The organism is Mesorhizobium sp. B2-5-13 (genome assembly GCF_006440535.1).
Taxonomy (GTDB): Bacteria; Pseudomonadota; Alphaproteobacteria; order Rhizobiales; family Rhizobiaceae; genus Mesorhizobium; species Mesorhizobium salmacidum.
Genome location: NZ_VFUI01000031.1, coordinates 19,692 through 45,978 on the forward strand (window position 1 = coordinate 19,692; position 26,287 = coordinate 45,978).

Annotated in this window: 20 protein-coding genes; 10 read left to right on the forward strand and 10 right to left on the reverse strand. The window is 60.4% G+C overall.

All coding sequences use genetic code 11. From position 1 onward, the window contains the following. Positions 1-179: 179 nt before the first annotated feature. The 4 genes from FJ434_RS27785 to FJ434_RS27800 all read right to left on the reverse strand — a co-directional run bounded on the left by FJ434_RS27785 (position 180) and on the right by FJ434_RS27800 (position 5,715). Positions 180-1,007 (reverse strand): phosphogluconate dehydrogenase C-terminal domain-containing protein, encoded by an 828-nt coding sequence (locus FJ434_RS27785; RefSeq protein WP_140510409.1) that lies wholly within the window; start codon positions 1,005-1,007, stop codon positions 180-182. 103 nt (positions 1,008-1,110) lie between these two features. Then, positions 1,111-2,145, reverse strand: coding sequence for an ABC transporter permease (locus FJ434_RS27790; protein ID WP_140752339.1), 1,035 nt, complete (start codon positions 2,143-2,145; stop codon positions 1,111-1,113). Further along, positions 2,142-4,616, reverse strand: coding sequence for an ATP-binding cassette domain-containing protein (locus tag FJ434_RS27795; protein ID WP_140752341.1), 2,475 nt, complete (start codon positions 4,614-4,616; stop codon positions 2,142-2,144). The genes FJ434_RS27790 and FJ434_RS27795 overlap by 4 nt, the downstream gene beginning before the upstream one ends. Positions 4,617-4,692: 76 nt before the next feature. Beyond that, on the reverse strand, positions 4,693-5,715 hold the full coding sequence (locus tag FJ434_RS27800) for an ABC transporter substrate-binding protein (protein WP_140752343.1): 1,023 nt from the start codon (positions 5,713-5,715) through the stop codon (positions 4,693-4,695). 471 nt (positions 5,716-6,186) lie between these two features. Here FJ434_RS27800 and FJ434_RS27805 point away from each other — a divergent pair, with 471 nt between their 5' ends. The 6 genes from FJ434_RS27805 to FJ434_RS27830 all read left to right on the forward strand — a co-directional run bounded on the left by FJ434_RS27805 (position 6,187) and on the right by FJ434_RS27830 (position 13,150). Beyond that, positions 6,187-7,113 (forward strand): helix-turn-helix domain-containing protein, encoded by a 927-nt coding sequence (locus FJ434_RS27805; RefSeq protein WP_140752345.1) that lies wholly within the window; start codon positions 6,187-6,189, stop codon positions 7,111-7,113. A 183-nt stretch (positions 7,114-7,296) separates the two neighbouring features. Continuing rightward, positions 7,297-8,808: an alpha-N-arabinofuranosidase gene (locus tag FJ434_RS27810; protein WP_140510401.1), complete on the forward strand. Its 1,512-nt coding sequence runs from the start codon at positions 7,297-7,299 to the stop codon at positions 8,806-8,808. 47 nt (positions 8,809-8,855) lie between these two features. Then, a complete protein-coding gene (ugpC, locus tag FJ434_RS27815) occupies positions 8,856-9,947 on the forward strand; it encodes a sn-glycerol-3-phosphate ABC transporter ATP-binding protein UgpC (RefSeq protein ID WP_140752347.1) in 1,092 nt (363 codons plus the stop codon). A gap of 19 nt (positions 9,948-9,966) precedes the next feature. Continuing rightward, positions 9,967-10,884, forward strand: a complete 918-nt coding sequence (locus FJ434_RS27820) for a sugar ABC transporter permease (RefSeq protein WP_246678412.1) — start codon at positions 9,967-9,969, stop codon at positions 10,882-10,884. Next, the gene (locus FJ434_RS27825) at positions 10,881-11,729 is read left to right on the forward strand and encodes a carbohydrate ABC transporter permease (RefSeq protein ID WP_140510395.1); all 849 of its coding nucleotides are present in this window, start codon (positions 10,881-10,883) and stop codon (positions 11,727-11,729) included. The genes FJ434_RS27820 and FJ434_RS27825 overlap by 4 nt, the downstream gene beginning before the upstream one ends. 101 nt (positions 11,730-11,830) lie before the next feature. Further along, entirely contained in the window at positions 11,831-13,150 is a 1,320-nt protein-coding gene (locus tag FJ434_RS27830; protein ID WP_140510394.1) for an extracellular solute-binding protein, read from the forward strand. A 187-nt stretch (positions 13,151-13,337) separates the two neighbouring features. On the opposite strand, the gene FJ434_RS27835 is transcribed toward FJ434_RS27830, so the two are convergent. The 4 genes from FJ434_RS27835 to FJ434_RS27850 form a co-directional block, all read right to left on the reverse strand. Continuing rightward, entirely contained in the window at positions 13,338-14,150 is an 813-nt protein-coding gene (locus FJ434_RS27835; RefSeq protein WP_140718169.1) for an SDR family oxidoreductase, read from the reverse strand. Positions 14,151-14,245: 95 nt separating this feature from the next. Continuing rightward, entirely contained in the window at positions 14,246-14,749 is a 504-nt protein-coding gene (locus FJ434_RS27840; protein ID WP_140752349.1) for an SRPBCC domain-containing protein, read from the reverse strand. A gap of 3 nt (positions 14,750-14,752) precedes the next feature. Beyond that, complete coding sequence (locus FJ434_RS27845; protein ID WP_140752351.1) at positions 14,753-15,352, reverse strand: NAD(P)-binding domain-containing protein; 600 nt, start codon at positions 15,350-15,352, stop codon at positions 14,753-14,755. A gap of 203 nt (positions 15,353-15,555) precedes the next feature. Further along, positions 15,556-16,290 (reverse strand): SDR family oxidoreductase, encoded by a 735-nt coding sequence (locus FJ434_RS27850; RefSeq protein WP_140510386.1) that lies wholly within the window; start codon positions 16,288-16,290, stop codon positions 15,556-15,558. A 269-nt stretch (positions 16,291-16,559) separates the two neighbouring features. On the opposite strand from FJ434_RS27850, the gene FJ434_RS27855 reads away from it, so the two are divergent. Next, positions 16,560-17,456, forward strand: coding sequence for a LysR family transcriptional regulator (locus tag FJ434_RS27855; protein WP_140752353.1), 897 nt, complete (start codon positions 16,560-16,562; stop codon positions 17,454-17,456). 303 nt (positions 17,457-17,759) lie between these two features. Here FJ434_RS27855 and FJ434_RS27860 read toward each other — a convergent pair whose 3' ends face one another. Beyond that, the gene (locus FJ434_RS27860) at positions 17,760-18,581 is read right to left on the reverse strand and encodes a hypothetical protein (RefSeq protein ID WP_246678410.1); all 822 of its coding nucleotides are present in this window, start codon (positions 18,579-18,581) and stop codon (positions 17,760-17,762) included. Between the two features lie 293 nt (positions 18,582-18,874). Here FJ434_RS27860 and FJ434_RS27865 point away from each other — a divergent pair, with 293 nt between their 5' ends. Continuing rightward, on the forward strand, positions 18,875-19,966 hold the full coding sequence (locus FJ434_RS27865) for an FkbM family methyltransferase (RefSeq protein WP_140752355.1): 1,092 nt from the start codon (positions 18,875-18,877) through the stop codon (positions 19,964-19,966). Between the two features lie 54 nt (positions 19,967-20,020). On the opposite strand, the gene FJ434_RS27870 is transcribed toward FJ434_RS27865, so the two are convergent. After that, positions 20,021-22,822 (reverse strand): glycosyltransferase family 25 protein, encoded by a 2,802-nt coding sequence (locus tag FJ434_RS27870; RefSeq protein ID WP_140752357.1) that lies wholly within the window; start codon positions 22,820-22,822, stop codon positions 20,021-20,023. 1,110 nt (positions 22,823-23,932) lie between these two features. On the opposite strand from FJ434_RS27870, the gene FJ434_RS27875 reads away from it, so the two are divergent. Together FJ434_RS27875 and FJ434_RS30415 are read left to right on the forward strand one after the other, a co-directional pair. Continuing rightward, positions 23,933-24,274 carry a hypothetical protein gene (locus FJ434_RS27875; RefSeq protein WP_140752359.1) on the forward strand — a complete coding sequence of 114 codons (342 nt, stop codon included), beginning with the start codon at positions 23,933-23,935 and terminating at the stop codon, positions 24,272-24,274. A 91-nt stretch (positions 24,275-24,365) separates the two neighbouring features. Further along, on the forward strand, positions 24,366-26,287 hold a 1,922-nt coding region (locus FJ434_RS30415), incomplete at its 3' end, for a DUF4347 domain-containing protein (protein ID WP_246679073.1).

Below are 26,287 nucleotides of genomic sequence, written 5' to 3' on the forward strand. Positions count from 1 at the left end.
GCGGAACGCCTGGCCCAAGCCGTCAGTCGGCCTCCCAAGCAAGTTCCTGTTCCCCGCCATCCTCCACCCGTCTCAGCTTCGAACTCCCGGCGAAGCGTGGTTGATCCGAGCGGAGATTAGCTTAGTCAACTGGTATGATGAGTCAACCACAAATTCAGGTAATCTGTACCCAAGTCAACTCAGGTGATCCGCTGAATGCTGGCTGCGATCTCTTCCGGCTCGAAGACCCGCTTCCAGTCGTCGCGCATCAGCACCGGCTTGCCGAATTCGATCGCCTTGTTGCAGGCGTCAGAGAACACGCCCTTGGTTTCGCCGAAGATGACGGCGCCGAGCACGTTCATGTGGCCAAGCAGGAAATCGAGCGCCGCTTGCCGGTCGACGCCACGCGCCACGACCTCGTCGACCGCCTCCTTCATGACGACCAGCAGCGAAGCGCAAACGGTTTCCGAAAGACCTGGCTCGAGTAGCGCCATCTGTTTGACGGAAACGCGGTGCGAGCGCATCACCGGCGCCCAGATGATCTTGGCGATGGCCTCGCCCTTGGCATAGTCGGCTTCCGGTCCCTGCATCAGGGCGCTGACCATGTGCTGCTTGGCCTTCACACCGCCGAAATAGTCCTTCTTCGCCGCCATGTCGGTCTCGTCGTTGAAGATCGGCGGATGGCAGGGATGGGTGACGAAGTAGGTCAGGTCGGGACGATCGGGCAAATGGCCGGCGAACGGCGCGGCTGCGTCGAGTACGATGACCATCGTGCCCGGCGCAAGCTTGCTCTCGATGCTTGTCGCGACTTTGCCGATATGGGTGTCCGGCACGGCCAGGATCACCACGTCGGCGCCTTCCAGCGCCTCGTCGGCGCTGACCGTGTCGAAGCCCAGTCCGGTCTTCAGCCGCTCACGCCCGGCCTCGCTGACCTCGACATGGCGGATCGTATAGGGCGAGCCGCGGAAATTGGTCGAAAGGCGGTAGCCCATTTTGCCGCCGGCACCGAACAGCGCAATCGTCGTCATCTAGCCTTGCTCCCTGGTCGTGGACGATGGCATTACCGATCGTCATCTTACCTACTGGTATGATCACTCTACCACATTGGCAAGGGAAATCATCATCCGCTTGTCATTCCCGGCGGACAGCCGCCGCATTTGGCTCGGATTCCAGTGTGCCGTCGTCGTCGGTGCGGTCGACGGCGGCTCGGCGCGACAGCACTTGCCGGCCGGCCAGCGCCAGAACGAAGATGACGACGATGCCTTGCACGATGTCCTGCGCACCTGGCGGCAGGCCGACGATCTGCATGGTGGTGACGATGAGGATCAGCAGGATACTGGCGAACAGCGTGCCGACGGCGCTCGCCGAGCCGCCAAAGATCAGCGTGCCGCCCAGCACCACCGCGGCGATCGACTGCAAGAGATAGGGCTGGCCCATTTCGAGGAAGGCGCCACCTATATAGGCGCCGAGCAGCAGCCCATTGAGCGAAGCCAGCACCGACGAGATGATGAAAGCCGAAGCGATGACCCGGTTGTTGCGGATCGCGGCCAGCCGCGCGGCGGTGCGGTTCTGGCCGACCGCCGACAGCAATTGTCCGAAAACCGTGTAGCGCAGTACGAAGGAGGTCGCGGCCACGCCAACGATGGCGATGGCGGCCATGATCGGCACGCCGGCAATGCGGCCCGTCGCCAGCGTCTTCAAGAGCGGGCTCACGCCGAAGCCCGCTATGGCGCGGTTCGATAGCAGTGTCGCGGTTGCCAGTACATAACCTGTCGCCAGCGTGGCAATGATGGCCGGTATGTTCAGCCCGACGACGAGCAGCGAATTCAACCCGCCGATCGCAAGGCCGAGCAGGATCGCGGCGCCGACGCCGATGGCAAGGTTGGCGTCCTGGCCCTTGATCGTGAGCAGCGCCACGAAGGCGCTGAGCGTGATCACCGAGGCCACCGAAAGGTCGATATTACCGCGCCCGGTGGTGACGACGAACATCTGGCCGATGCCGACGACGGTCAGGAACGAGGCCGACAGCATGATGCCCGACAGGCTGGAGAGGCTGAAGCGGTTGGTGACTACGGAGAGCACCAGCCAAAGCAAAAGCACGCCGATCGCCGACCAGACCCAGCGGTTCTTCTGTGCCCAGAGGCTGAAGGCGACGAGGCCGTTCATTGTTCGCTCCTGCGGTCTGCGATCAGGCTGCGCAGCGTCAAAAGGGCGATGAGGATCAGCCCTTGCGTTGCCGCGTTGAAGTCGCTGCTCACGTTTAGCGTGCCGAGCAGGGCGCCGATCAAGGCCAGTGTGACCGCACCGGCGACGGTGCCGACCGGCGAGATGACACCGCCCAGCAGCGAGCAGCCGCCCATCACTACGGCGGCGACGCTGAGCAGCGTGAACGAATTGCCGGAATTGATGTCGCTTGCCGTGTTGATCGCCGTCAGCGACAGGCCGGCGGCAGCGGCGAACAATCCGGCGACGAGGTAACGCACCAGGGCATAGCGCGTCGGCGACCAGCCGGAGCGGATCATGGCGGTTGGATTGTTGCCGAAGCCGCGCAGCACCACGCCGAGCGGCAGCCGGTCGATCACCAGCACCACCAGCGCGACGGCGGCGATGAGGATGATGGAGGTGGGCAGGAAACCCACCGACCAGCTGAACATCGCCGACAACCATTCGGGGCTGGTGCCGCCCGGTGTCGGCTGCAGCGCGTAGCCCAGTCCCATCCAGATGAAGGAGGCGCCGAGCGTGACGACGATGGCCGGGATCTTGCGCGCCTGGATCAGGCCGCCAAGCCCAGCATAGGCGGTGACCGCCGCCGCCAGCGCCAGCGCACCGAGCCATGGCTGATCGTAGAGCAGCGTGGCGGAGAGCACACTGACCAGACCAGCAAAGGCGCCGACGCCGAGATCGATCTCGCTGCCGCCGACGATGAACATCTGCGCCGCCGTCACCAGCACCAGGGACAGCGCCGGCATCAACAGCAGGTCGAGCCCGAAGATCGAGGCCACCGCCGGGTTGGCCGAGATCATCACCGCCAGCACGGCGGCGAGGCCGATGAAGGGGGCCGCGTTGACCAGCCGGCGGGCAAGGCCGGCGCCGGCGGCGCTGTGCCCCGGGCCGGCACAGGTGTCCGCCTGCTGGGCAAAGGATGCGCCGACGACGGCCGATTCCGTGATCGCTTCGCCGCTCAATTCCTTGACGATGCGCCCGCCTGAAAACACCAGCACGCGGTCGCAGGCCAAAAGCTCGGCGTCTTCGGTCGTGTGCCAGACCAGCGTGCGACCACTGTGCGCGATCTTGTTGCAGAGCCGGTAGAAGTCTTGTTTCGTGGCAATGTCGACGCCGCGCGTCGGATCGTTGAGCAGCAGGATCGGCGTGTCGGCGACGAGCGCGCGGGCAACCAGCGCCTTCTGCTGGTTGCCGCCGCTGAGTTCGAGGATGTTGGAGCCGAAGCGTTTGTCGTCGAGCCGCAACCGGCCGGCTGCAACGCCGGCCGCCTCGCGGCAGGCGCGTTCCGAAACAAGGCCCAGTGCCGGACGGCGGGCAAGGCTGCCGATGCTGATGTTTCCAAGCACGCTCCACAGTGGGAACACGCCTTCCTTCTGGCGGTCGCCGGCAATGAAACCGGCGTCGCCGCTCCTGGTGATCGCGGTTCCTCCGGTAGAATCCGGCTCGAAGACAGCGTGCAGCAACTCCTTCTGGCCGCTGCCCTCGAGCCCCGCCAGTCCGATGATCTCGCCGCGGCCGATCTCGATATCGCGGCCGAGTCCGGCGGTCAGGGAACCGGACAATTTAACCAGCGCCTCGCCGCTGCTGGCGGCGACGGCGCTGTGCTGGTGGATTGAATTGGCGTCGCCGCCCATGAGCTGCACCAGTTGGCCGATCGAGGTGTCGGCGACATCGCCGCGCCAGGCGGTGCGTCCGTTGCGCAGCACCATCACCTGCGTGGCGATGTCGATGATTTCCTGCAGCTTGTGGCTGATGAAGATGAAGGCGAAGCCGGATTTGGCACGCTCACGGATAAAGGCCCGCAACTGTCTGGAGCGGTCGAGGTCGAGCGAGGAGGTCGGCTCGTCGAGCACGATCAGCTTGACGCCGGGCGTGGCGGCGGCGCGCGCGATCTCGACCATCTGCCGCTCGGCGATGGAGAGATGGCCGACTTCGGCGTTCACATCGATGCCGTTGGCGTGAAAGACGGCGTCCAGCGCTGCGCGGGCGCGGTCCCTGTAGAGTGCGCGCCAGCCCGGCCGGTTGGCCGCGTCGCCGGGTGTCTCCAGGAAGAAGTTCTCGGCGACGGAAAGGTTGGCGCACAGCGACAGTTCCTGGTGAACCATGCGGATGCCGCGCCTTTGCGCCTCCGCCGTGTCATAGGCGCCGAAGCTCACGCCCTGTCCGGCGAACGAAATCGAGCCGAGGGTCGGCGACGTCGCCCCGCACAGGATGCGCATCAGTGTCGACTTGCCGGCGCCGTTGCCGCCGACCAGGCCGATGATTTCACCGGCCGAGACGGCGAGGTCGATCTGCGCATTCGCCAGCGTCGGCCCGAAACTCTTGGTGACCCGCGACAGCGAGACGACGTTTGGCCTGATGTCGGGTATCGTAGCGGCTGCGCCTTCCGGATCGGCTACGGCAAGATGGGACATTCGTCCTCCGTTTCTTTACGGGCAAGGACCGGGCGCGGCCGTCTGGGCGGCGCCCGGTCCTTGGCAATGACAAGCCTTACTTGCTGAGCAGGTTCTGCTTGACCCAGTCGAGCGAATAGCTGGGGCTGATGATCTGGCCCCCCGGCAGCTTCGCATAGTCCTTGAGATTGCTGGCATCGACGGTCGCCACCGGCATGATCATCAGCTTCGGTGCCTTGTCGCCCTTGAGCAGCGAAAGGCCGAGCCAGAATGCGGCGCCGCCAATGCCCGGCGTGGTGTTCATCGAGACCGTCTGGTAGCTGTTCTTGGCATTCTCCTCGGCCCACCATTTGACGAAGTCGGTGCCGCCGCCGCCTTCGATGATCGGCATCTTGCCGGCATAATCACCGCCATATTGGACGAAGGCCTGGGCAATGCCGACATCGTCGCTGCCGCCTTGGCCGAGCACGGCGTCGACATGTGGCAGCGAGGGCAGGACGTTGGCGATCGCCGCCTGCGCGACCGAGGCGGTCGCCTGACCATAGACGGTGGCGACAACCTTGATGTCGGGATATTTCGCCAGCACCGACTGCTGCGCGTTGAACATGTCGTTGTCGGGCGCCGAGCCCTTCACGCCGCGCACTTGGATGACGTTGCCCTTGCCGCCGATCATCTTGAAGACGGCTTCGGCCTGGGCCGCCTTGTAGCCCTTGAAGTCGAAGTTGAGCTGGTAGTTGCAGGGCGCCGAAGCAACCGAATCGAAGGAAACCACGATGATGCCGGCCTTGCAGGCCTTTTCGATGATGCCGTTGACCGCGGTTTCCGAGGCGGCGTCGACGGCGAGCACGTCGACCTTCTTGAGGATCAGTTCGGCGATCTGGCTGTTCTGTTGCGCCACCGAGCCGTCACCGTTCATGACGACGTAGTCGGCGATCCGACCGGCCGCCTTGGCTTCCTTGGCCGAGGCCTCGAAAGCCTCCACCATCTGATGCCGCCAGGTGTTGCCGTAATAGGCGTTGGCGAGTGCGATCACCGGTGCGTCCGGCGACGCCATCACCGGCAAAACCGAAACACTGGCCAGCGCGGCGCCGGCAAGCGCCGCCACAATTGAAAACTTCATGATATCTCCTCCCAAAAACACCGGCCGACCTGATCGGCTCGTCTGTTCATTCCGTACGGTGGCTCTTTCCGAAAGACACCATACCATCTACATATTATACCAGCATACCAAGTAGGCAAGCTTTTTGCTGCTCTTGTCGGACCGCTGCTGAGCGTAGGCCCGCCAATGCGTTGAATTGGCATGTCGTCCGGTAAGGGACCCCCGAGTCCGAGGGCCAGGTCGAGACTTCCAGCGTTCCATGCCGCTATCGCCATCCCGATGCTGTTGCGCTGTCATTCCGCTTTCGTGAAGAGTTTCGGGCGTGAAGAATTTCGGGCGCCGGCAGGCGTACGAAAGTCCCCGAGGAAGGAACCCGCCGCACGGCTGCGATCAATAAAAGTGACTTGGAGGCGGTCAGCGTATTGCTTAAATCAGATTCCAAGATATACAGGCGCAATTTCGGATATGGAATTCGTATAGACTGGCCAATCGATGAGTCGCAATTTTTTGGTGATCGAACCTGAGGAAGGCATGGCCGTCCTCAAGGGGCTGGCCTCTTCGGCGCGCATCTCGATGCTGAAACTGCTGCATGAGAAAGGGCCGATGAATGTCAATGACATCGCCGCCCTGCTGTCGCTGCCGCAGTCGACGGTCTCGACCAATATACAGGTGCTCGAGGATGCTGGCCTGATCCGCACCGAGAACCAGAAGGCTAAGAAGGGCAGTCAAAAGATCTGCTATCCGACCGCTGAGGAAGTGCTCGTGGTCTTCAAGAGCGAATATCGTTCGCTCAAGAACGATGCGATCGAAGTGTCGATGCCGATTGGGCTCTACACTGGATTCGAGGTCACCGCGCCCTGCGGTCTCTGCTCGCCGGACGGGATCATCGGTCTCCTCGATGTGCCCAACACCTTCCTCGATCCGGACCGCATGAAGGCTGGTCTGTTGTGGTTCACCCGCGGCTTTGTCGAATACCAGTTCCCCAACAATGCCAAGCTCGCCAATGCCGAGATTACCGAACTCGAACTGGTGACGGAGTTGTCCTCGGAAGTGCCTGGCACCAGCGCCGATTGGCCCTCCGACATCACGCTGACGATCAATGGCGTCGATGTCGGAACGTGGACGTCACCCGGAGATTTCGGCGACAAGCGCGGCGTCTTCACGCCCTCCTGGTGGAAGCTCAAGGGCTCGCAATATGGCAAGCTGAAGAACTGGCGAATTTCCACCGACGGCACCCATGTCGACGGTGTCAGGATTTCAGAAACCAGCCTCGCCGCCCTCGACCTCAAGGGCCATCATTCAATCCGGGTCCGTATTGGCGTCAAGGACGATGCCAAGCGTCCCGGCGGCATCAATATTTTCGGCAAGGGATTTGGAAATTACGATCAGGACATCCTGCTCAGGATCAAAACCAATTGATATCACCAAATCGGGTCTCAAAAATAACGCAGCGATTTCAATATATTGATTCCATTTACGACCGAGACTGTCGGTTAATTGTCAGACTTTTGGTGGTTTTTCGCTTGACGAATGGATCCTGCTTCCCTTTGATATCGAGTAAGATGATTTAAATCATCATTTGTGATATTTAGGGAGGAATGCATGAGGGCAGCCATAACGGCGCATCCGCACTATGTCGTCTCGGAAATCGATCCGAGGCTCTACGGATCCTTTATCGAGCATCTGGGGCGGGCGGTCTACACCGGCATCTATGAGCCCGGCCATCCGACGGCAGATGCCAACGGCATGCGTCAAGACGTCATCGATCTCGTCAGGGAACTCAACGTTCCGATCGTCCGCTATCCCGGTGGCAATTTCGTGTCCGCTTACAATTGGGAGGACGGTGTCGGCCCCAAGGAAGAACGCCCGGTGCGCCTCGACCTCGCCTGGCACACGTCGGAAAGCAACGAAGTCGGCCTGCATGAATTTGCCAACTGGTGCGCGTCCGCCAACACCGAGATGATGCTTGCCGTCAATCTCGGCTCGCGTGGCCTCGATGAAGCCCGCAACTTTCTGGAATATACCAATCATCCAGGCGGAAGTGAGTGGAGCGACAAGCGTATCGCCAACGGCCGCAAGGAGCCCTTCGACGTCAAGCTGTGGTGCCTCGGCAACGAAATGGACGGCCCCTGGCAGATCGGCCACAAGACCGCCGACGAGTATGGCCGCCTGGCCCATGAGACCGCCAAGGCCATGCGCGCTTTTTCCAAGTCGCTCGAACTGGTCGTATGCGGCTCTTCGAATGCCAAGATGCCAACCTATCCTGAATGGGAGGCGACCGTTCTCGACCATACCTATAACGAGGTCGACTATATCTCGCTGCACATGTATTTCGACAATGAAGCCAATGACGCGCCGAATTATCTCGCGATGAACGAGAAGCTCGACGGCTACATCGTCTCAGTCGCCGGCGTGATCGACTATATCAAGGCCAAGAAGCGCTCCAGCAAGCAGGTCTACATCTCGTTCGACGAATGGAACGTCTGGTATCATTCCAAAGAGCAGGACAAGAAGATCCTTGGCGGCAATGACGGCTGGCCCTTCGCCCCACCATTGCTCGAAGACATCTACAATTTCGAGGACGTGCTGCAGGTTGGCCTGATCCTCAACACCTTCATCCGTCGATCCGATGTGGTCAAGATCGCCTGCCTGGCGCAGCTGGTGAACGTCATTGCGCCGATCATGACCGTTCCGGATGGCCCGGCATGGCGCCAGACGATATTCTATCCCTATCTCTTTGCCTCGATCTACGGTCGTGGCAATGCGCTGGATCTCAAGCTGGACAGCCCGACCTACAAGTCCACCGTCGCGGGTGAGGTTTCCTGCGTCGACGTGGCCGGCGTGCATGACACCAAAACCGGCCATGTCACCTTCTTCGCCGTCAACCGCCATTCGAGCGAGGCGATCGAAACCGTGATCGACATCAGCGGTTTCGGTGCGGCTGACCTCGCTGATCACCAAGTGATAACGCACGCGGATTTGAAAGCCGTCAATTCGGCCGGGAACCCCGGCAATGTCGGGCCCAAGAGGGGGGAGGGCGCCTCGGTGGCTGGCGGCAGACTGAGCCTATCGCTGCCGGCCTATTCCTACCAGATGATCCGCCTGAAACTCTGATCTCGGGCGGACCATCGAAAGTGCATGCGCTGAGGAGGAGCGTCGACGTGACGGCCGATATCGAAATCAGGAATGTGAGCAAGCATTTCGGTGCCATGGCGGTGCTGGAGGATCTGTCGCTGTCCATCAAGGCACGCGAATTCATCGTGTTTCTCGGGCCCTCCGGCTGCGGGAAATCGACGCTTCTGCGCATGATCGCGGGCCTCGAAACTGTCGATACTGGCGAGATCGCCATCAACAACGAACGTATCGATCATCTGCCGCCGGGCAAGCGCGGCATTGCCATGGTGTTCCAGTCCTATGCGCTTTATCCGCATATGAGCGTGCGCGACAACATGGCCTTCGGGCTCGAGAATATCGGCATGTCGCGCGAAGTCATTGACGCGCGGATCAACGAAGCCGCCCGCATCCTCGAAATGGCTCACTTGCTCGAGCGCAAGCCGGGCCAGCTCTCGGGCGGCCAGCGCCAGCGCGTCGCCATCGGCCGTGCGATCGTAAAGGAGCCGAAGGCGTTCCTGTTCGACGAGCCGCTCTCCAATCTCGATGCGGCTTTGCGGACCCGCACACGCATCGAGCTTGCCCAACTGCACCAGCGCCTGCAATCGACGATGATCTTCGTCACCCACGACCAGGTTGAGGCGATGACGCTCGCCGACCGTATCGTCGTCATGAACAATCGCAGGATCGAGCAAATCGGCTCTCCCATGGAGATCTACGAACGCCCCGCGACCAAATTCGTCGCAGGCTTCGTCGGCGCACCGGCGATGAATTTTGTCGAGGCGACAGTCGACAGATCGGCTGTGAACGCCACGGTCAGGTTTGCGGACGGAATGTCGGTTCGGACCGAGATCGCCTCCAGCCAGTTGACCGGTGGCAAGCACAGCTTCGGCATCCGTTCGGAAGATGTCCGCATCGTTGCTGCAGGGCAGGGCAATACCGACGGCGTGGTCGATGTGCTCGAGCGGCTCGGCGAACGCACCTTGATCTACGCACGGCTGGGGGATGGCCAGCAGATCGTCGGCTCCGATGTCGGCAACAGCCGCGTCGCCATCGGCCACAAGGTCGGGCTAGCCTTCGATGGCCAGAAATCGCATCTGTTCAACGAGACAGGCCGCGCCTGGCACGCGAGGGAGGCCTGACGTGGCCGACGGTTTGACGATGCCGCGGACCTCGACGCCGGCCGCCAGCGTCAGGGCCCCAAGCGTCGATATCTACGCGCCGCAATGGCGAAATTTCATTTTCGTCGCGCCATTCCTGTTCTTCTTTACAACGCTGCTCATCTTCCCGCTCCTTTGGGGGATGTGGCTGAGCTTCCACAAGGCCGACACTTTCTCATCCGGAAATTTTGTCGGTCTCGGTAACTATATCAGGCTGTTTAACGACAAGGTGTTCCTGCAATCGGTCTGGAACACCTTTTACTTCGTGCTCCTGACGGTGCCGACGCTGGCTCTGATCGGCCTTTTCCTCGCGCTTTGCCTCAACCGCCGCACGCGCACTGCCGCTGTGCTGCGGACCCTGTTCTTTTCCTCCTCGGTGCTGTCGGTTACCATCGTCACACTGATCTGGCGCATCGTGTTCATTCCGAATGTCGGCCTGCTGTCGACGATCTACGGATGGTTTGGTGCCACTGCCCCAGCCTTCATTTCCGATCCAAGCCTTGCCATGATCGGTATCGCCATTGCCACTGTCTGGTGGTGCATCGGCCTGCCGATGATGCTCTTTCTCTCGGCCCTGCAGCAGATCCCGCAGGATATCTACGAAGCGGCGGCCCTCGACAATGCCAATCGCTGGCAGACCTTGCGCTCGATCACGCTGCCGTCGATCAAACGCACTTTCGTCCTGGTGATCATCATCCAGATCGTGCTGCAATTCCAGCTGTTCGGCCAGGCCTGGCTGATGACGCGCGGCGGTCCCAACAACCTGACCAAGCCAATCGTGCTCTATATCTATGACACCGCATTCCGTCGCTGGGATCTCGGCATGGGTGCCGCGGCATCGGAAATTCTCTTCATCCTCATCCTGATCGCGGCCATGGCCCAGTACCTCGTCGCACGCAACAAGGCAGACCAGGCATGAGTGCTCCAGCCACTTCCATCAAGGGGCGGGCATTTGGCGACCGCGTGTTGTTGGCCCTCGTCATCCTGCTTTCGATCGTCATGATCGCCCCGGTTCTGTGGGTCATCGGCCTGTCGCTCAAGGAAAATGCCGAGCTGATGGCCGATCCGAATTCGGTGTTTCACGCGCCCTACACCCTCAAGAACTACCTCAACACCATCGGCACCTCGTCGGTATTCCTCTGGGTGGGCAACAGCATCGTCGTCTCGGGCGGATTGACACTCGGCACGCTGGTTTTGTCATCGCTCGCCGGCTACGGTTTTGCACGGCTGAACTTTCCCGGCCGAAACGTCCTGTTCGTGATCGTGCTCTTCGGTCTGGCGGTTCCGGAACAGGCCGTGCTTGTCGCCCGCCACCAGATCTTCAGCATACTGAAGTTCCACAACACCTATCACGGGCTCATTCTCCCCGGCCTGTCGGCTTCGTTCGGCGTCTTCCTGATGACCCAATATTTCAAGGCCATCCCGAAGGAGCTGGACGAAGCCGCCATGCTGGACAATGCCAGCCGCTTCAGGATTTTCTGGAAGGTGCTTTTGCCACTCACGGTGCCTGCACAGGCAACCCTCGGCATCTTCACCTTCCTTGGCGCGTGGAACGACTATTTGTGGCCGCTGATCTCGGCAACCAAGAAGGACATGTACACGCTGACCGTCGGTATGGCTTCGACACAGACCAATTTCGCCCAGTCTGAAGGCATCGGCTTTCTGATGGCGCAGGCGGTGTTCGCCGGCGCGCCGATCCTCATCGTCTACCTCTTTTTCCAGAAATACATCGTCACGGCCGTCTCTGGCGCCGCGGTCCGATAACGAAATTGCCCGACTGCAGGCGGCGGGGAGTGCGCCGCGGCGATGGAAAGCGTGAAGCCAATCCAGGGTGGAGAGGCGGAAACTCAGTAGGAGGAACTGATATGAAAATGCAGAAAATACTGTTTGCCGCGGTCTCCGCGGGGGTAATGATGCTCGCCAGCCCGAGCCTTGCAGCGACGGAACTGACCGTGCAGCGCTTCTTCGGTGCCTGCGATGCGAATTTCGGCACCAACACCGATGTAGGCAAGGCCGTCGGCGAATGCGGCATCATCACCTCGCTGATCAACAAGTTCAACGCCGACAATCCCGACGTGCACGTCAATGTCACCACCGTGGAATGGCCGGGCTATGACCAACTGACTGCGCAGTTCGCTTCGGGCGATGCTCCAGACATCGTCACGATCCACGAATCCGCGCTGTCGGACTATCAGTCCAAGGGCCTGTTGATGCCACTCGATGACCTCTTGAAGTCCGTCGGCGTCGCACCTGAAGCCTTCACGGACGCAGCGCGCAACGGCGCCACCAAAGACGGCAAGATCTATGGCTTGCCGATCGACAGCTGGACGATGCTCTATCACATCAATATGGATCTCTTCAAACAGGCCGGTCTTGTCAATGCCGACGGCACTCCGATGCTTCCGAAATCGCCTGAGGAACTGCTCGCCCAGGCCGAACAGTTCAAACAGAAGACCGGCAAGCCCTACTTCGTTCAAAACCTGGCCAATGAGACGGCACTCTACACGCGCAATCTCTACACCTATCTCTTCCAGCAGGATTCCGACTTTTTTGCCGATCCCAAGCATGTGAAGCTGAATACGCCGGAAGCCAAGAAGGTCGTCGAGATGTACAAGGCGATCTTCGACAAGGGCTACACCACCAAGGACCTCGACTACGGCGGCGCTATCAACGCCTTCCTTGCCGGTGAGGGTGGCGTTCAGCTCAACGGCACGTGGGTTGTCGGCGACAACAATGCCCAGTCCGAAACCAAGGGCACGGCGCTCAACAAGGGCGGCTACGCGGTCTACCCGTATCCGCAGCTGTTTGGCGGCGCCCATGCGCAATATGCCGATGGCCACACCTGGGCAGTCTCGCATAAGGACCGCACGCCGGAACAGACCGCGGCCATCGGCAAGTTCCTGAAGTTCTTCGCCGACAACGACTTCGAATGGTCGCGCACCGGTCACCTGCCGGCATACAAGGCCATCATCACCTCGGACGCCTTCAAGGCGCTGCCGCATCGCAACACGATTGCCGCCATCTCCGATCTCGGCAGGCCGCTGCCGTCAGCGGTGCAGCGTCAGTTTGCGATCCAGGACATTGTCGGCGAAGAGATGAGCGCTGCAATCACCGGCCAGAAGGACGTCGATGCCGCACTTGCCGACATGGAAAGCCGCGTCAACGAATTGCTCGCCAACATTTGACCGCAGGTTTCCGGGAAGTTATCCCGACGCCCCCGCGGCTGGAAACAGTCGTGGGGGCCCATCTAGATCAATGACATAGCTGGTCTCAAAACAATCGAGCGGGAGTGAGGGGAGGGTGTTGTTAGAAAAACCCTATCGATTCAGTGGTTTTCACGCGATCTCGTACTGACGCCCTATAGCTAGACGCTTAGGCGACGAAGCGGACCACGCCACCATCCACGCGCAGAGCCGCGCCAGTGGTTGCGGAGGCCTGCTCTGAGCACACGTAGATGATCATGTTGGCGACCTCGTCGGTGGTCGCGAACCGCTGGATGAGGGTGGTCGGACGCATCGCCTTCAGGAAGCCCTGCTCGGCTTCTTCTTGCGTGATTCCGGTTGCCTCAGCCTGCTTGGCCATGAAGTCACCCAGGATCTCGGACCGGGTAGGTCCCGGCAGGACGGCGTTGACGGTGACACCCGTGCCCGCGACCGCCTCGGCAAGACCGCGCGAGACCGCCAGCTGCGCGGTCTTGGTCATGCCATAGTCGAGCATCTCCTTGGGAATGTTGACTGCGGACTCGCTGCTCACGAACACGACGCGGCCCCAGCCCTTCGCCACCATGCGCGGCACGTAGTGGCGCGTCATGCGCACGCCGCTCATTACGTTCAGCTGGAACAGGCCAAGCCAGTCCTCGTCGGGGATCTTGGCGATGTCCTCGACGCTGTTATAGTCCCGGATGTGAGCCGTACCGACGTTGTTCACGAGTATATCGGCGTCGGGCGCTTGCGCGAAGAATGTGTCGGCGCCCTCCGCGGTCGACAGATCGGCGGCGACGCCGGAGATCTCGCTGTCCGGGAAAGACTGGCGCATCTGCCGCACCGCCTCGTTGACCCGGGCATTTCCACGGCCATTAATGACGACCGACGCCCCGGCACGAGCTAAACCCTCTGCGGTGGCGCGCCCGATGCCTGCCGTCGACCCGGTGACGATCGCCGTGCGGCCCTTGAGTTCGATATTCATGTCATTCATCTCCAACCTTGGCCGGCACAGCCATCGCTGCGCTCAATGAGTTAATGCCTAGGCGGCAGGGCCGCCCAAGCATCAGGATAAACGGGCTAACCTGCCTTATTCGCGACTTCCGCCTCCGCCGCGCGTGCGAGGCTTTCGACCCATTCCTGGTGATAGCGGTAGAGCGCACCGGGATGCTTGCGTCCGAGTTCCTCGAGGAACCAGGGGCCTTGCTGTGTCTCCTCGGTCAGCACATGGCAACCATCGCTCGTGGGAGTGATGACCCAGCCGTGGTACGCGCTCGAGCCGGTCGCGTCGCCATCGACGGTCGTCGCCCACGCAAGCCTGCGGAAGGGCTCGCATTCCGTCACGATCAAACTCATCGGGAATCCAACCGTCACCCGGCTATACTTGGTTCCGAGCGCAAGTTCCGGATCGTCGGTCAGAACCTTGACCTGATCCTCGGCCGGAAAGTAGCTCGACCAATTTTCGGCGTCGACAAGCAGCCTCCAAACCACTTCAGGGGGCGCCTTCACGTCGATGTCGTTGAGCGCGTAGAGAGTCGACGTTCCCGGATCATACCGCTCGGGCCAAATTACATGGTCGTACACCGGTCATTGCTCCTTCTTGAACAAATCCTGGAAGATGAGCTGGCCCCAAACGCGGCCGCGTGCGTGCACCAGCGCGCCACCCTCGCTGAGCTTTCCCAGCTTGACGGGTGCGAACCCGAGTTGTTTGGCCAGGGCCCCCACGGGACCAATCGCGTCCTCATCGTCGCTCGACAGAAAGACGACCCGGTGTCCGCCCTCGATGGTCGGATCGGCAGCCAGGGTGGCCGCAATCAGGTGATTGAAACCTTTCACGAACTTGGCGCCGGTGAACGCCTTCGAGACGAAGGCGGAGGACGGGAGACCGTCCAACTCCTCAGGGGGAACTAACGCGTTCATCGCGTCGATGACCGTCTTGCCTTTCCAGCTCGGCAGGGCCTTCGCAACCTCGCGATGCTCCCCGAACGGGACCGCCAAGATGATTGTGTCGGCCTCGAGTGCATCCCGCAGCGACTTGGCGACGACCGTGGGTCCAATCGCCCGAGCCTGCGGCGCCAGCGCCTCGGGCGGCCGGCGGCTCGCGACGGCCACTTCGATGTTTTTACGGGCGAAGGCGTGGGCGAGGGCCTGGCCTATCTTACCGAATCCTACAATCGCATAGCTCATAATACTTCTCCGATCCGTGTTGATATTGGCTCCCGGCCCTCAACGGCGCCGGGTTATCCGTTCTGCTTTATGGCGATCTTTGCGTAGACGTCCCGTCGTGAACGACTCCGGCGCGGCCGGACCGACCGTTCAGTGCGGAAGTCGTTCGACCATGGACACGCTGGTTCCCGCCGATCAGCCGCTTCCCGCGATCCGGCGCGATTTCAGATGGCCGAGAAGCCTCCGTCGACAGACAATTCCAGCCCATTCACGAAGCTCGAATCGTCTGAAGCAAGAAACAGCGCGGCCGCCGCAATTTCCTCAGGACGCCCCATCTTTCCCCGCGGGATCAGGGATTCGAACATCTGCTTCGCCTCCTCGGTGAGAACTTGGTCCTGCATCGGTGTGGCGATCGGCCCCGGGTGCAGCACGTTCACCCGGATATTCCTGCCCTTCAGTTCGTTGAGCCACCCGCGTGCGAATGCGTGCAACGCCGCCTTGCTCGCCGCATACACGCTGTAGCCGGGAAAACCTTTCAGCGAAGCAACTGATCCGGTCATGAAGATCGATCCGCCATCGTTGAACAGCGGCAACGCCTTCTGAACCGTGAACAGCGTGCCGCGCGTATTCAGGCCGAAGGTCGCATCGAAATGCTGCTCGGTAATCTCGCCCAGTGGGACGGCTTCGCCCGTGCCGGCGCTCGCATACAGGACGTCGATCTTGCCCTTTTCCCGCTTGACTGTATCGAACAGGCGGTCGAGGTCGTCGAGATTGGCCGCATCGCCGCGCACGCCGGTCACGTTCCGGCCAATCAGCATGATGGCCTCGTCCAGCGCCTCCTGCCTCCGGCCCGTGATGAAAACGTAGGCGCCTTCTTCGACGAACCGCTTGGCGCTCGCCAGCGCCATGCCGCTCGATCCACCCGTGATGACTGCAACCTTACCTTCAAGCTTTCCCATGACTTCTCCTTTCGTGGTGTCGAGACAGCATCTGCCTCCGAGGACCTCGAAATGGGTCCGCTGGCGTCAGTTGGTGAGTGCGGAAACGCGCACATCGGTGGTGCAAAATCGATCCGGCTGGACGACTGACCCCAGCCGCGCGACGATCAGTTTCCGCCATTCGGAACTGGGCGGCGCTCGTTGACATAAGCTATGATGACCGCCGTACTGCTGTACGATGCGTTGGATACGGGCTTTGGAAGGCGCACCGCGCGGTGCGGGATTGCACCATGATCGACTGGGATGACATTCGCCACTTTCTTGCCGTGGCACGCGGTGGCTCGGTGCGGGCTGCCGCCGAGGGCCTCGGGGTGTATCACTCGACCGTGCTGCGACGCATCGCTCAGCTCGAGGAACGCCTCGGGGCTCGGATGTTCGAAAAGCTGCCTTCGGGCTATCGCCTGACGACTGCGGGCGAGGAGGTCCTTGAGCTCGCGAACCAGATGGAAGCGTCGTCGCACCAGCTGGAGACCCGCGTTTTCGGGCGCGACCAGAGCGTGCGCGGGCTTCTGCGGGTGACGTTGGCTCCGACCCTCGCGACACACCTGCTCATGCCGGACTTCGCCGAGTTCGCGCGTCTGCATCCGGACATCGAGATGGAAATCTCATCGTCCGGCGAGCTGGCAAATCTGACCAACCGAGAGGCCGACGTGGCGATCCGCGTCGTCTACGACCGCAAGACCCTGCCGCTCAATCTTCACGGCCTGAAAGGGCCGGAGCTGTTCGGCCACGTCTACATGTCCCGCGATCGACTGGCCGCATGGCGTGCGGGCGCGCCTGATCCCATCCGGTGGATCGTCATAAGCATTCATGGAATTCCGGATTGGGTCATCGAGGGTGAGGTTCGCACCACGGGGGTTCCATTCAGGACCACGGACGCCGAGGCGCAGATCGTTGCTGTGCGGCAAGGGCTCGGAATCACGACGCTGCCGTGCTTCGTCGGAGATGCCGACCCCCTGCTGGTGAGGGTGCCGGGCACCGACCTGCACATGTACGGAACGCTCTGGCTTCTCACGCAGGGGGAGACACGCAAGACGAAGCGCGTGCAGCTCTTCACGGAGTTCGTATCCCGCAGGCTCGCCGCATACGCTCCGCTTCTCGCGGGGCTGTCCATATCGCGCGACTGACGCCCGGCAGCTCGCCGGCGACGCTTGCCGTAATGCGGAGAACTCCCAGGAAATAAACCGACCGTCTTTGAAGCCGAGCAGATCGAGGATCGCCGAAATTCTCCTCTGAATTCAAGAGCAAGAATTTCCGACGGTTCCGGATACGGTTCTCCGTCGTCAGCGGAAAGATTTTCCTCGATGGATCAATGCGTTATGATGCTTTACAACAATCGAGTGGGAGTAGGGAAGACTGCGAAACGGTCCTTTTAGCGTTACATGACACACCCGGTCTGAGGCCGGACCGATGGAGCTCGGCGCTCACTTTCACTTGAACCGTTGCGTACGCAACAAGTCCTGCAATCGGCGCGGCAGTTGCGGCGAGGCGTGCAATTGCTTGCAGCTGTTCTCCCATTGCCGGAGATATTCGGCGATCGGAATACTGGTTCGGTCGGGCCAGCGGTTGAGTGCGCCCAGCGCCTCGACGCAGTCCGGTGCGCGGTCGTATTCGGCGAGGATGGTCAAGGACATCGCCTGGGCGAATGGATTGAGGGCGGGCATTTCGATTTCGCCGCGATGGTCGGCGAACCACGCAGCGGCGTCGCGCGTGAGCCCCTGGCTTTCAGCGAGGGCCGCATAGCGGTCGATAATGTCCTGGCGATACCGGGCGATGGCATCGCCGAAGGCGTTGTCGCCGGCGAAGGGCGGGGCGTCCTTCCAGCTTTTCGCCAGGCGCCCGAGCCCGCGCAGCGAGTGGGCCTCCACCATGGCTTCCTCGATCCATTGGCAAGGGGGCGCCGGCTTGGCGTCCGGCTGCCAGCTGTTGCAGAGCACGTGGCCGAGCTCGTGCCCGAACTGGTAGGCAAGCTTCGACCAGTCACGCTCGCCGATGTCGACGATGATCCAGGCCATGCTGCTGCCGTCCGGATGCAGCCAGACGGCCGGCGTACCTGAAGTGTGCTCGTCGACACGCAGCCGCGTCGGCTGGCGGTCGGACAGCAGGCGGACCCCATCGAGGCACGAATGCCGCATGCGCTCGACGACCTGCTGGGCCGCACCAGGCAGCATGCGCCCCCAGTCCCCGGCAAGCTCGATGGGGGCGGTGAGGAGGGTTGGCTGCGGGCCGGCCGGGGATTGTTGGGGAGACATAGCCGCGTAGACTCCTTCGGTGGCGCTTCGCAGCATCGTGGGCCCCAAGCTGGTAAGCAATGAGGAGGCTGCCAGCACCGTAAAGCGTCTCCTCTTCACTGGTCGATGCTCGCCCTCAGAGAACCGTATGCAGAGCTCATCGCTAGCATCGACGCATCGCCAAGCCAGCCCGTATTGTTATGCGCAGTCCGTAGATGGGTCTTTGCCTCCGGCCCGTTCACCACTTTCTCGTCGTCTTTGGCAAAAAATAACAAATGTGCTTACACTCACGCTGAATCGAGGGGGGCCTTGTTATGGCCGCGAACGCCAACCGAGCTAGCCAAGTCTTTACATCGCACGGAACGAGCGTGTTCGTCGACACGTCATCCGGCGAAGTCCGGCACGGAGCTCTTGAGCGCAGTCCAAACAATATCGTTTTGGTGCAATTGGGATCGCAAGCTTATCTCAGATTTGTCGATTCCGGAGTTGAGAAAGAGATATCATATCTTGCCGATTATTCAGCGGTCATCGGCTCAAATAAATTGGGTGGTTTCGACGTGCTCAACTCTCTGTCCGGAAATAGGTTCAAGACCGTCAACGTCACGGACCGAGAATTTGGACTCGAACAAAATGGAATGTTCCTATGCGCCGAGCCCGATGGGCGCATTACTTTGTCAAGATCAGTGTGTGAAATCTGGGAGCGTTTTCATTTACGGGAAGATGCGTCGGAATCAAGTGGCACTATAATAAGCCATCGGATTGATGGAAAAATAGTAAGCTTTTTCATATCGAACGGTGATGACTACATCCAATCGTTCTTGATTCGAGGTGATTTTTACGAGAGATCTGAGCTTGATTTAATAAAGCGTCTTTCTCCGCCCGGGAAAGTATTTGTCGATATTGGTGCCAACATAGGCAATCATTCTATATTTATGTCAAAATTCTGCAGCCCCTCGGAAGTGATAGTCTTCGAACCCAACCCGAAAGCCATCGAAATCCTCAAAATAAATCTGGCGCTGAACGGGTGCGCAAACGTAAATCCTGCCTATCTTGGCTTGGCGCTCAGTTCAGAATCTAATCTGGCGGACGTATTTTACCCGATCTCCAACAACATGGGTCAAGCGCAGATGCTTAAGGCCGACCATGGGGCTATCAAATGTATCCCTGGTGACGTTTTTCTGCGGCAGAAACCTGTAGGCTTCATCAAGATTGATGTGGAAGGCGCAGAATTCGACGTACTCAAGGGAATTCAAGAAACGGTCGAGCTATGGCGTCCGGGCATACTTATCGAAGTATGGCCGGAGCGTCACCAGGAACTTGTCTCTTGGTGTGATACCTTTCGCTATGCGGTCAAAGAGACGTTTCCCTTGGACAACAATTTCTTCTTGGCGCCCATCGAAGGGTAAGTCCCTTTTGGTGAACTTCAAGCGCCGCCCTGAATCTGCAACCATCCGATCCGGCTAACCAACCCCCTGATCCGCCGCCACTCGATCTGAAGGTTGCTCGTCGTCCAGAATGACCAGTGGTGGCATGCAAAGGAAAGCTTGCATCGAGCCATATGCCGCACACATCGCGCAGTCGATACCCGTGTCGTCAAGGACGACGGCAGTTCCAGGAAATGGGATTAGCTTTCTTCGTAGCGGCAGGCATTTTTCCAGAAGTATCCGCGCACCTCTTGGTGTGATTGTGTAGGCCTGAAGCCCAAATGAATGCTCAACCTTGATGAGGGATCTGGCGAATTTCTCGGACTGAAACAAGGCAGTTCTATTGGTATATCGGCGATCGTAGAAATCCAGCTTGGCCTTCGAGAAACCAAAATCCAACCAAATGAAAGATGGATCAAATATCCAGCCCCACTGTATCATATCCCAATCCGCTGGTGCTTGAGATAAAATATCGGCGGATTCCTCCATGAATCGAAACGATGATCGAACATCGTCTTCAAAAACGGTTATTGTCTTGTTCTCTGAAGCCGACAGCTTCCACAAGTTGATATGCGATAGAGCGCATCCCAGCGTGCCCGGGGGATACGGACAATCACTGGTGATCAGCCCTTCCTCGACGAGCGCCGCCCTGTCGAGAGAAGTGCCGTCAACGGCCGATACGCGAACCGTATTGTGCATCAGATGCCAGTTGTTGCTTTGATACCTGCTCCAGCGCTCGACGCTGCGGTCGAGGTTTATCAGGTGAATTTTCGGCGAACCCGTAGGCTCGACAGGCCGGGCTGGCATCGTCCCGGAGACAGAGGGCGGGGCGGCAGTGAATGCGGGGGTGTCGCCCGCACCGTGCAACAGCGCTCGAGCGCGCTCGATCCCGTCACTCACATGGTATTGGCCGTCGCCGAAGGTGATGTAGCCATAGACCTGTCGATTATCCATATACTGGACGACGCCGGCCTTCCTGGCGCTGTCGGCAAAGATGACGTACTCATACCGCGATGTGGCGTCCTCGTATGTCAGTTCGATCAGCACGTCGGCGCGGACGAGATAGGTGCAATGCACGAGCGGCATCTCGATAATGCCGCGCACATGGCGGTTGAGCACCCAACCATATTGATCGCACTCCATATAATAGCCGTTCGCATCGACCTCGGCGTGGTAGTTCGAATAGTATTGGCCGGACGAGATAGAGCGAAGCAACGGAGCGACGATTGGCAAGTCGAGCGCAACAAGTTCTCGCAGCGTAGCCGGTCGCACGAAATTGTCGACGTCGACAACGAAATAGAAATCGCAGCCGTGCTGGAGAGTTTTCCGCAAGCTTATGTTGCGGATTCGACCGAGCACTCTGAAGCGCGTCTCGTTCCATTCGTGCTCGCCAAACTGCTCCACACGATCGGATACGTCTGAGGCGTCGAACTCAACCGCCGCATAGAGGTGGCCCACACGCTCTACCCATTCGCGCAATATGTGCTCGGTCCTGTCGGTGTTGTTGTTCGTCCTGATGTAGAGGACGATCGACTCCTTCGGGTAGTCGAGCGCCTCGATGCACTCAAGGTAAAGCGGCAGTGCCGGCTCCTTCTGCTTTGCCAAGATTGCTATGAGGACGCGTGGGGTGCCCTTGATGCGCGATCGCAACGAACGCTGCGGGATGAGCTTGTGCTGTTCAACCAAGCTCTCGGCGCCGAACCTGCCCAAAGCCGCTGGCTCGCCGACCTGAAGCTTGTCGGCGGCAAAGCGCGCGTTGGCCACCACGCGCTTCAGCATGTCTGCTGGCAACTTGTCGCTGGCGAGCAATTTCAGACAGGCGTCGAGCGATTCCCGGTAAGCGCCTGTCCAGTAGGCATTGACAGCAAACTCGTCGAGCAGTCCGTGATCGTAGACCCAGGGCTGTACGAAAAGTCCAGCGGGTTGGGTAAGGTCGAGCCCTCGACGCGCAAATTCCATTCCTTCCGCATTCCGACCCTGGTTGCGGCAATAGAGGCTCGCGGCGTGAAGAGCCTCCGCGCGGGTGGGAACGACCTGCGTCGCACGCTCAAATACGGCAACGACCTCGTCGAATGGCCGTGCCAGCGCTGCCATGAGATTGCCCGCCTCGAGCAGGCTGACATAGACCTCCTCGTCCCAAAAACCCAGCTCGGCACGCTCCAGATAGTTCGCCAGCGATTTTTCACGTTCACCGCAATCCCTGTAGCTCTGCGCCAAATAGAAAGTGTATCGCGAAACAAGGAAGGGATCGGTCTCCGTTGCAAGCGCATTTTCAAGAACAGCCGCGTCGTCTTGGTACTTTCGCGGGTTTTGGCTGCGTGCTCCGCCACGCCCCGTCGCCACGCGAAACCCCTTGGCGGTCTCGCGTGTGAGATTGCCAGGAGGGGCCTCGAGATATTCGTGCAGCACGCCCTTGAACGAGAACGGCAGCCGGTTGCGGCAGATCTGCGGGCGATAAAACGAAATGCCACCATGGGACACCTCGATGTCGTATAGATCATGTTCCATCCGCGACTTGAACTCGATCGGATCGAAGCCCGGGTCTTGAACCACAGTGTCGTCCGCGTCGATGATCATGGCGTAGTCGACCGTCTCGACTTCACGCAGCCGGGCAAGGGCGAAGGTTCGGTTGTATGCGAAGTCCCGCCAGGGCTCGTCGATGACTGCGCCATTTACATTGTGGGTGGTCAGGAAGGTACGGATGATATCCTGCGTGCCGTCCCCGGAACCTGTGTCGACGACGAGCACATAGTCAACGAGAGGAAGCGCGCTGGCGAGGCATTGCAGGATGACCTTTGCCTCGTTCTTGACGATCATGCATAGGCCGATGGTGCTCATGTTAATCCCTCGGCGGAGCGGCGTTCGTTACACGCTGCTCGAAATTGTTGAAGGGGAACAGTTCGCAAGACAACATTCCGCGCGGCCTCGGCCATTTGCATGGCGTTTGTTGCAGAGATCGATCGCCCCTTCCTGTTCAGCATCTCAACCCTATCCATTGTTAGTCAGCGGTTTCCGTCACAGCAAGGGGGCTCGTGTTCACCCTTGCACCCGGGGGGTGCGAACAAACGTTCCCGTCGGCTCAACCGCTGACGCACAAATTCTTCCGCGACATCGAGGGCTCGACGCGAGCCCAGGGACGTCTTTAAGCCTCGGTTTTTTCAAGGCGTTTGGGCCATGCGCGCCATTTCGATCTCGGCCGAAAAGTAGTTGCTTGTCCTCAACAATTAATAAATCGTTAACTTCGTTATTTACAAGTTGCTAAATTTAGAATTTACTAATGTCTTGTGCATGGGAAGGTAGCCGCGGACCGGGCAGAGGGCCTGTCGGCTACGCAGTCTACAAGACCAGGAGAGTATCTGGAGCAAGTTACTTTGTGCGTTGAGGGCGCGCAGGGCCAAATCACTTCGTGCGTTAGGGCGCATGGGGCGTTTGTTGACGTGCTGGAGAGACGTCGTATCGCCTTGAACTCAAGGCCAGCGTTTTCCCAACCTGATATTCCCTCGCGAGTAGTCGGTTCCCTCGCAAGTCGTCGTCGAGAAATCGGCACGTGCGTTACGGGAGTTGGCTGTGGTTGGCGTGATACCAAGTACGAAACGATGCGCTCGCGACGCGGGTTCGGCTTCGATCAGTCCCTCCATTATCCGCACCTGGCCGCTAGCCAGGATTGTCCCGAGATTGCCGGGTTTTCCTCTGCGCCCTGTGGATCGCAGCGCGTCTGCGAACTTCACACCCACCTCATTGAACACGTTCGATCGAGCAGCGCGAAGACGCCGTCAAGTCTTGCGCGCCGGTCTCGTCACCCTGCGCGTCGCCGGTTGGCTTGCGGAGCTGCAGCCAACGTGGGTTGAGACTTTGTCGATCCGCCGATCCGCGCGAGTTATCTGGACTCGGCGGCGAGTGAAATCAGCAGTTGAAATCTAAGGATACGAAACAAGAGGAAGCTGCGGCATGGCCGCAGCGGACGAGGAGGACATGATGAGCTACACAGCAGGATTTGCGGTCATGGAAGTCACTGTTCGGGGCGTTTTGCCGATCGGCGACACGACCGAAAATGCAACGTATTTCATTCTGGACACGGCCAAGAGCGCGATCGTCGGTCAGGTCATCCTGCCCAAAGCCGTCAAGCGAAGCCTCGCCGTCGCTCTCACCGTCAAGGTCCCGAGCACCGCCGGCTCACTTGGCATTGGAACGTTTGATGATGGCGGGAATTTCCAGGCCGCCAGCTTCCTTCGCGTCGAGACCCCAGCCGTAGGACGGCCCGACGGCGCCGTCGGGTCGTCCGGAAGGTGACGCGTCTCAAGCCCCTTGTCCCCAGCGCTCGCCGGCCAGGCCGGTGGGCTGTGTCCCCGTGAATTGAATTCGAAGCCAACAGGAGCCAGTCATGGCCCGTGCCTCTGAAATTCTTTTTGTCGATCCTTCAGTCTCCGACCTCCAGACGGTTCTCGGCAACGTGCGCCCCGAGGTTCAAGTGATTGTGCTCGACGGCCGCCGGCCGGCGGCGCGGCAGATCGCTGCCGCGCTCGCAGGGCACGCAGGGCTCGATGCGGTGCACGTCTTCGCGCATGGCGCGCCTGGCCGGATCAGCTTCACTGCAGGAGAGTGGTCTACCGCCACATTGAAGGAAGAGGCTGAGGATCTTGCCGCGATCGGCCGGGCGCTTGCCGCGGACGGCGAACTGCGGCTGTGGAGCTGCGAAACGGCATCGGGCAATGCGGGCGAAACCTTCATAGAGGCGCTGGAAGAGGCAGTGGGCGCGGACGTTCTCGCATCCAGGTCGCTGATTGGCGCGGCCGCTCTGGGCGGCTCCTGGGAGATATCCGCACGCGTAAGCTCGTCCACGCCTTTGCCTCCGATGACTTCAGCTGGCGTGGCCAGTTACTCGGGGGTGCTTGCCGCCGATCTTACACTCCATGGGATCATAACTGCGGGCGGCAACTCTTCGGCTGTTAACACGTACTATATAGTGGATACTCACGTGGCTCCGCCGACTAATCCGGCGCTTAATACTGGGGATGATACAGTTGTTGGTGCGTTCCAGCTTCCATCCGCAAACCAAAATGGTTTAATTAGTGACTTTTCAGCAACTATAACAGTTCCAAACACTACTGATATTTATTTCGTTTACGACAGCAATTTCAAATTATACGGTACGCTTTCCCCCGTTGTAGGAGGTTATAGTTTTACCCCGGTGCCTGCTAATAATGGCGATAATGGCAATTTCTTTGATACCGCTTCTTTTATCGCCACCACAGGCCAAGCAGGCGCGACCGGACCCGCGGGGGCGACCGGCGCGACCGGCGCGACCGGCGCCACGGGTGCGGGTTCGACAGGAGCCACGGGCGCGACCGGCTCGACCGGAGCAACCGGCTCGACAGGGTCTACCGGAGCCACAGGTGCAACCGGTAATACCGGAGCGACCGGTTCGACCGGATCGACTGGAGCAACCGGCTCGACCGGCTCTACGGGAGCCACAGGTGCAACTGGTGATACCGGAGCGACAGGCTCGACCGGTTCGACCGGATCGACTGGAGCAACCGGCTCGACCGGCTCTACGGGAGCCACAGGTGCAACTGGTGATACCGGAGCGACAGGCTCGACCGGTTCGACCGGATCGACTGGAGCAACCGGCTCGACCGGTTCTACGGGAGCCACAGGTGCAACCGGTGATACCGGAGCAACCGGCTCTACTGGTGCGACCGGCTCGACCGGTGCGACAGGCTCGACGGGCTCTACTGGTGCAACCGGATCGACTGGTTCGACCGGAGCAACAGGCTCAACCGGCTCGACTGGAGCAACTGGCTCGACCGGAGCTACAGGCTCGACTGGTTCTACCGGAGCGACAGGTTCGACTGGTGCAACCGGATCTACCGGAGCAACAGGCTCGACCGGAGCTACCGGCTCGACCGGAGCTACCGGTTCGACCGGTGCAACCGGCTCGACTGGAGCCACCGGCTCTACTGGTTCGACCGGTGCGACAGGCTCGACCGGTGCGACCGGCTCGACCGGTGCGACCGGCTCGACTGGTTCGACCGGAGCGACAGGGTCGACCGGCTCGACTGGAGCTACCGGCTCGACTGGCTCTACCGGAGCAACCGGCTCTACCGGAGCAACTGGCTCGACTGGTGCGACGGGCTCGACCGGAGCAACTGGCTCTACCGGCTCGACGGGCTCGACTGGTTCGACCGGAGCGACAGGGTCGACCGGCTCGACTGGAGCTACCGGCTCGACTGGCTCTACCGGAGCAACCGGCTCTACCGGAGCAACTGGCTCGACTGGTGCGACGGGCTCGACCGGAGCAACTGG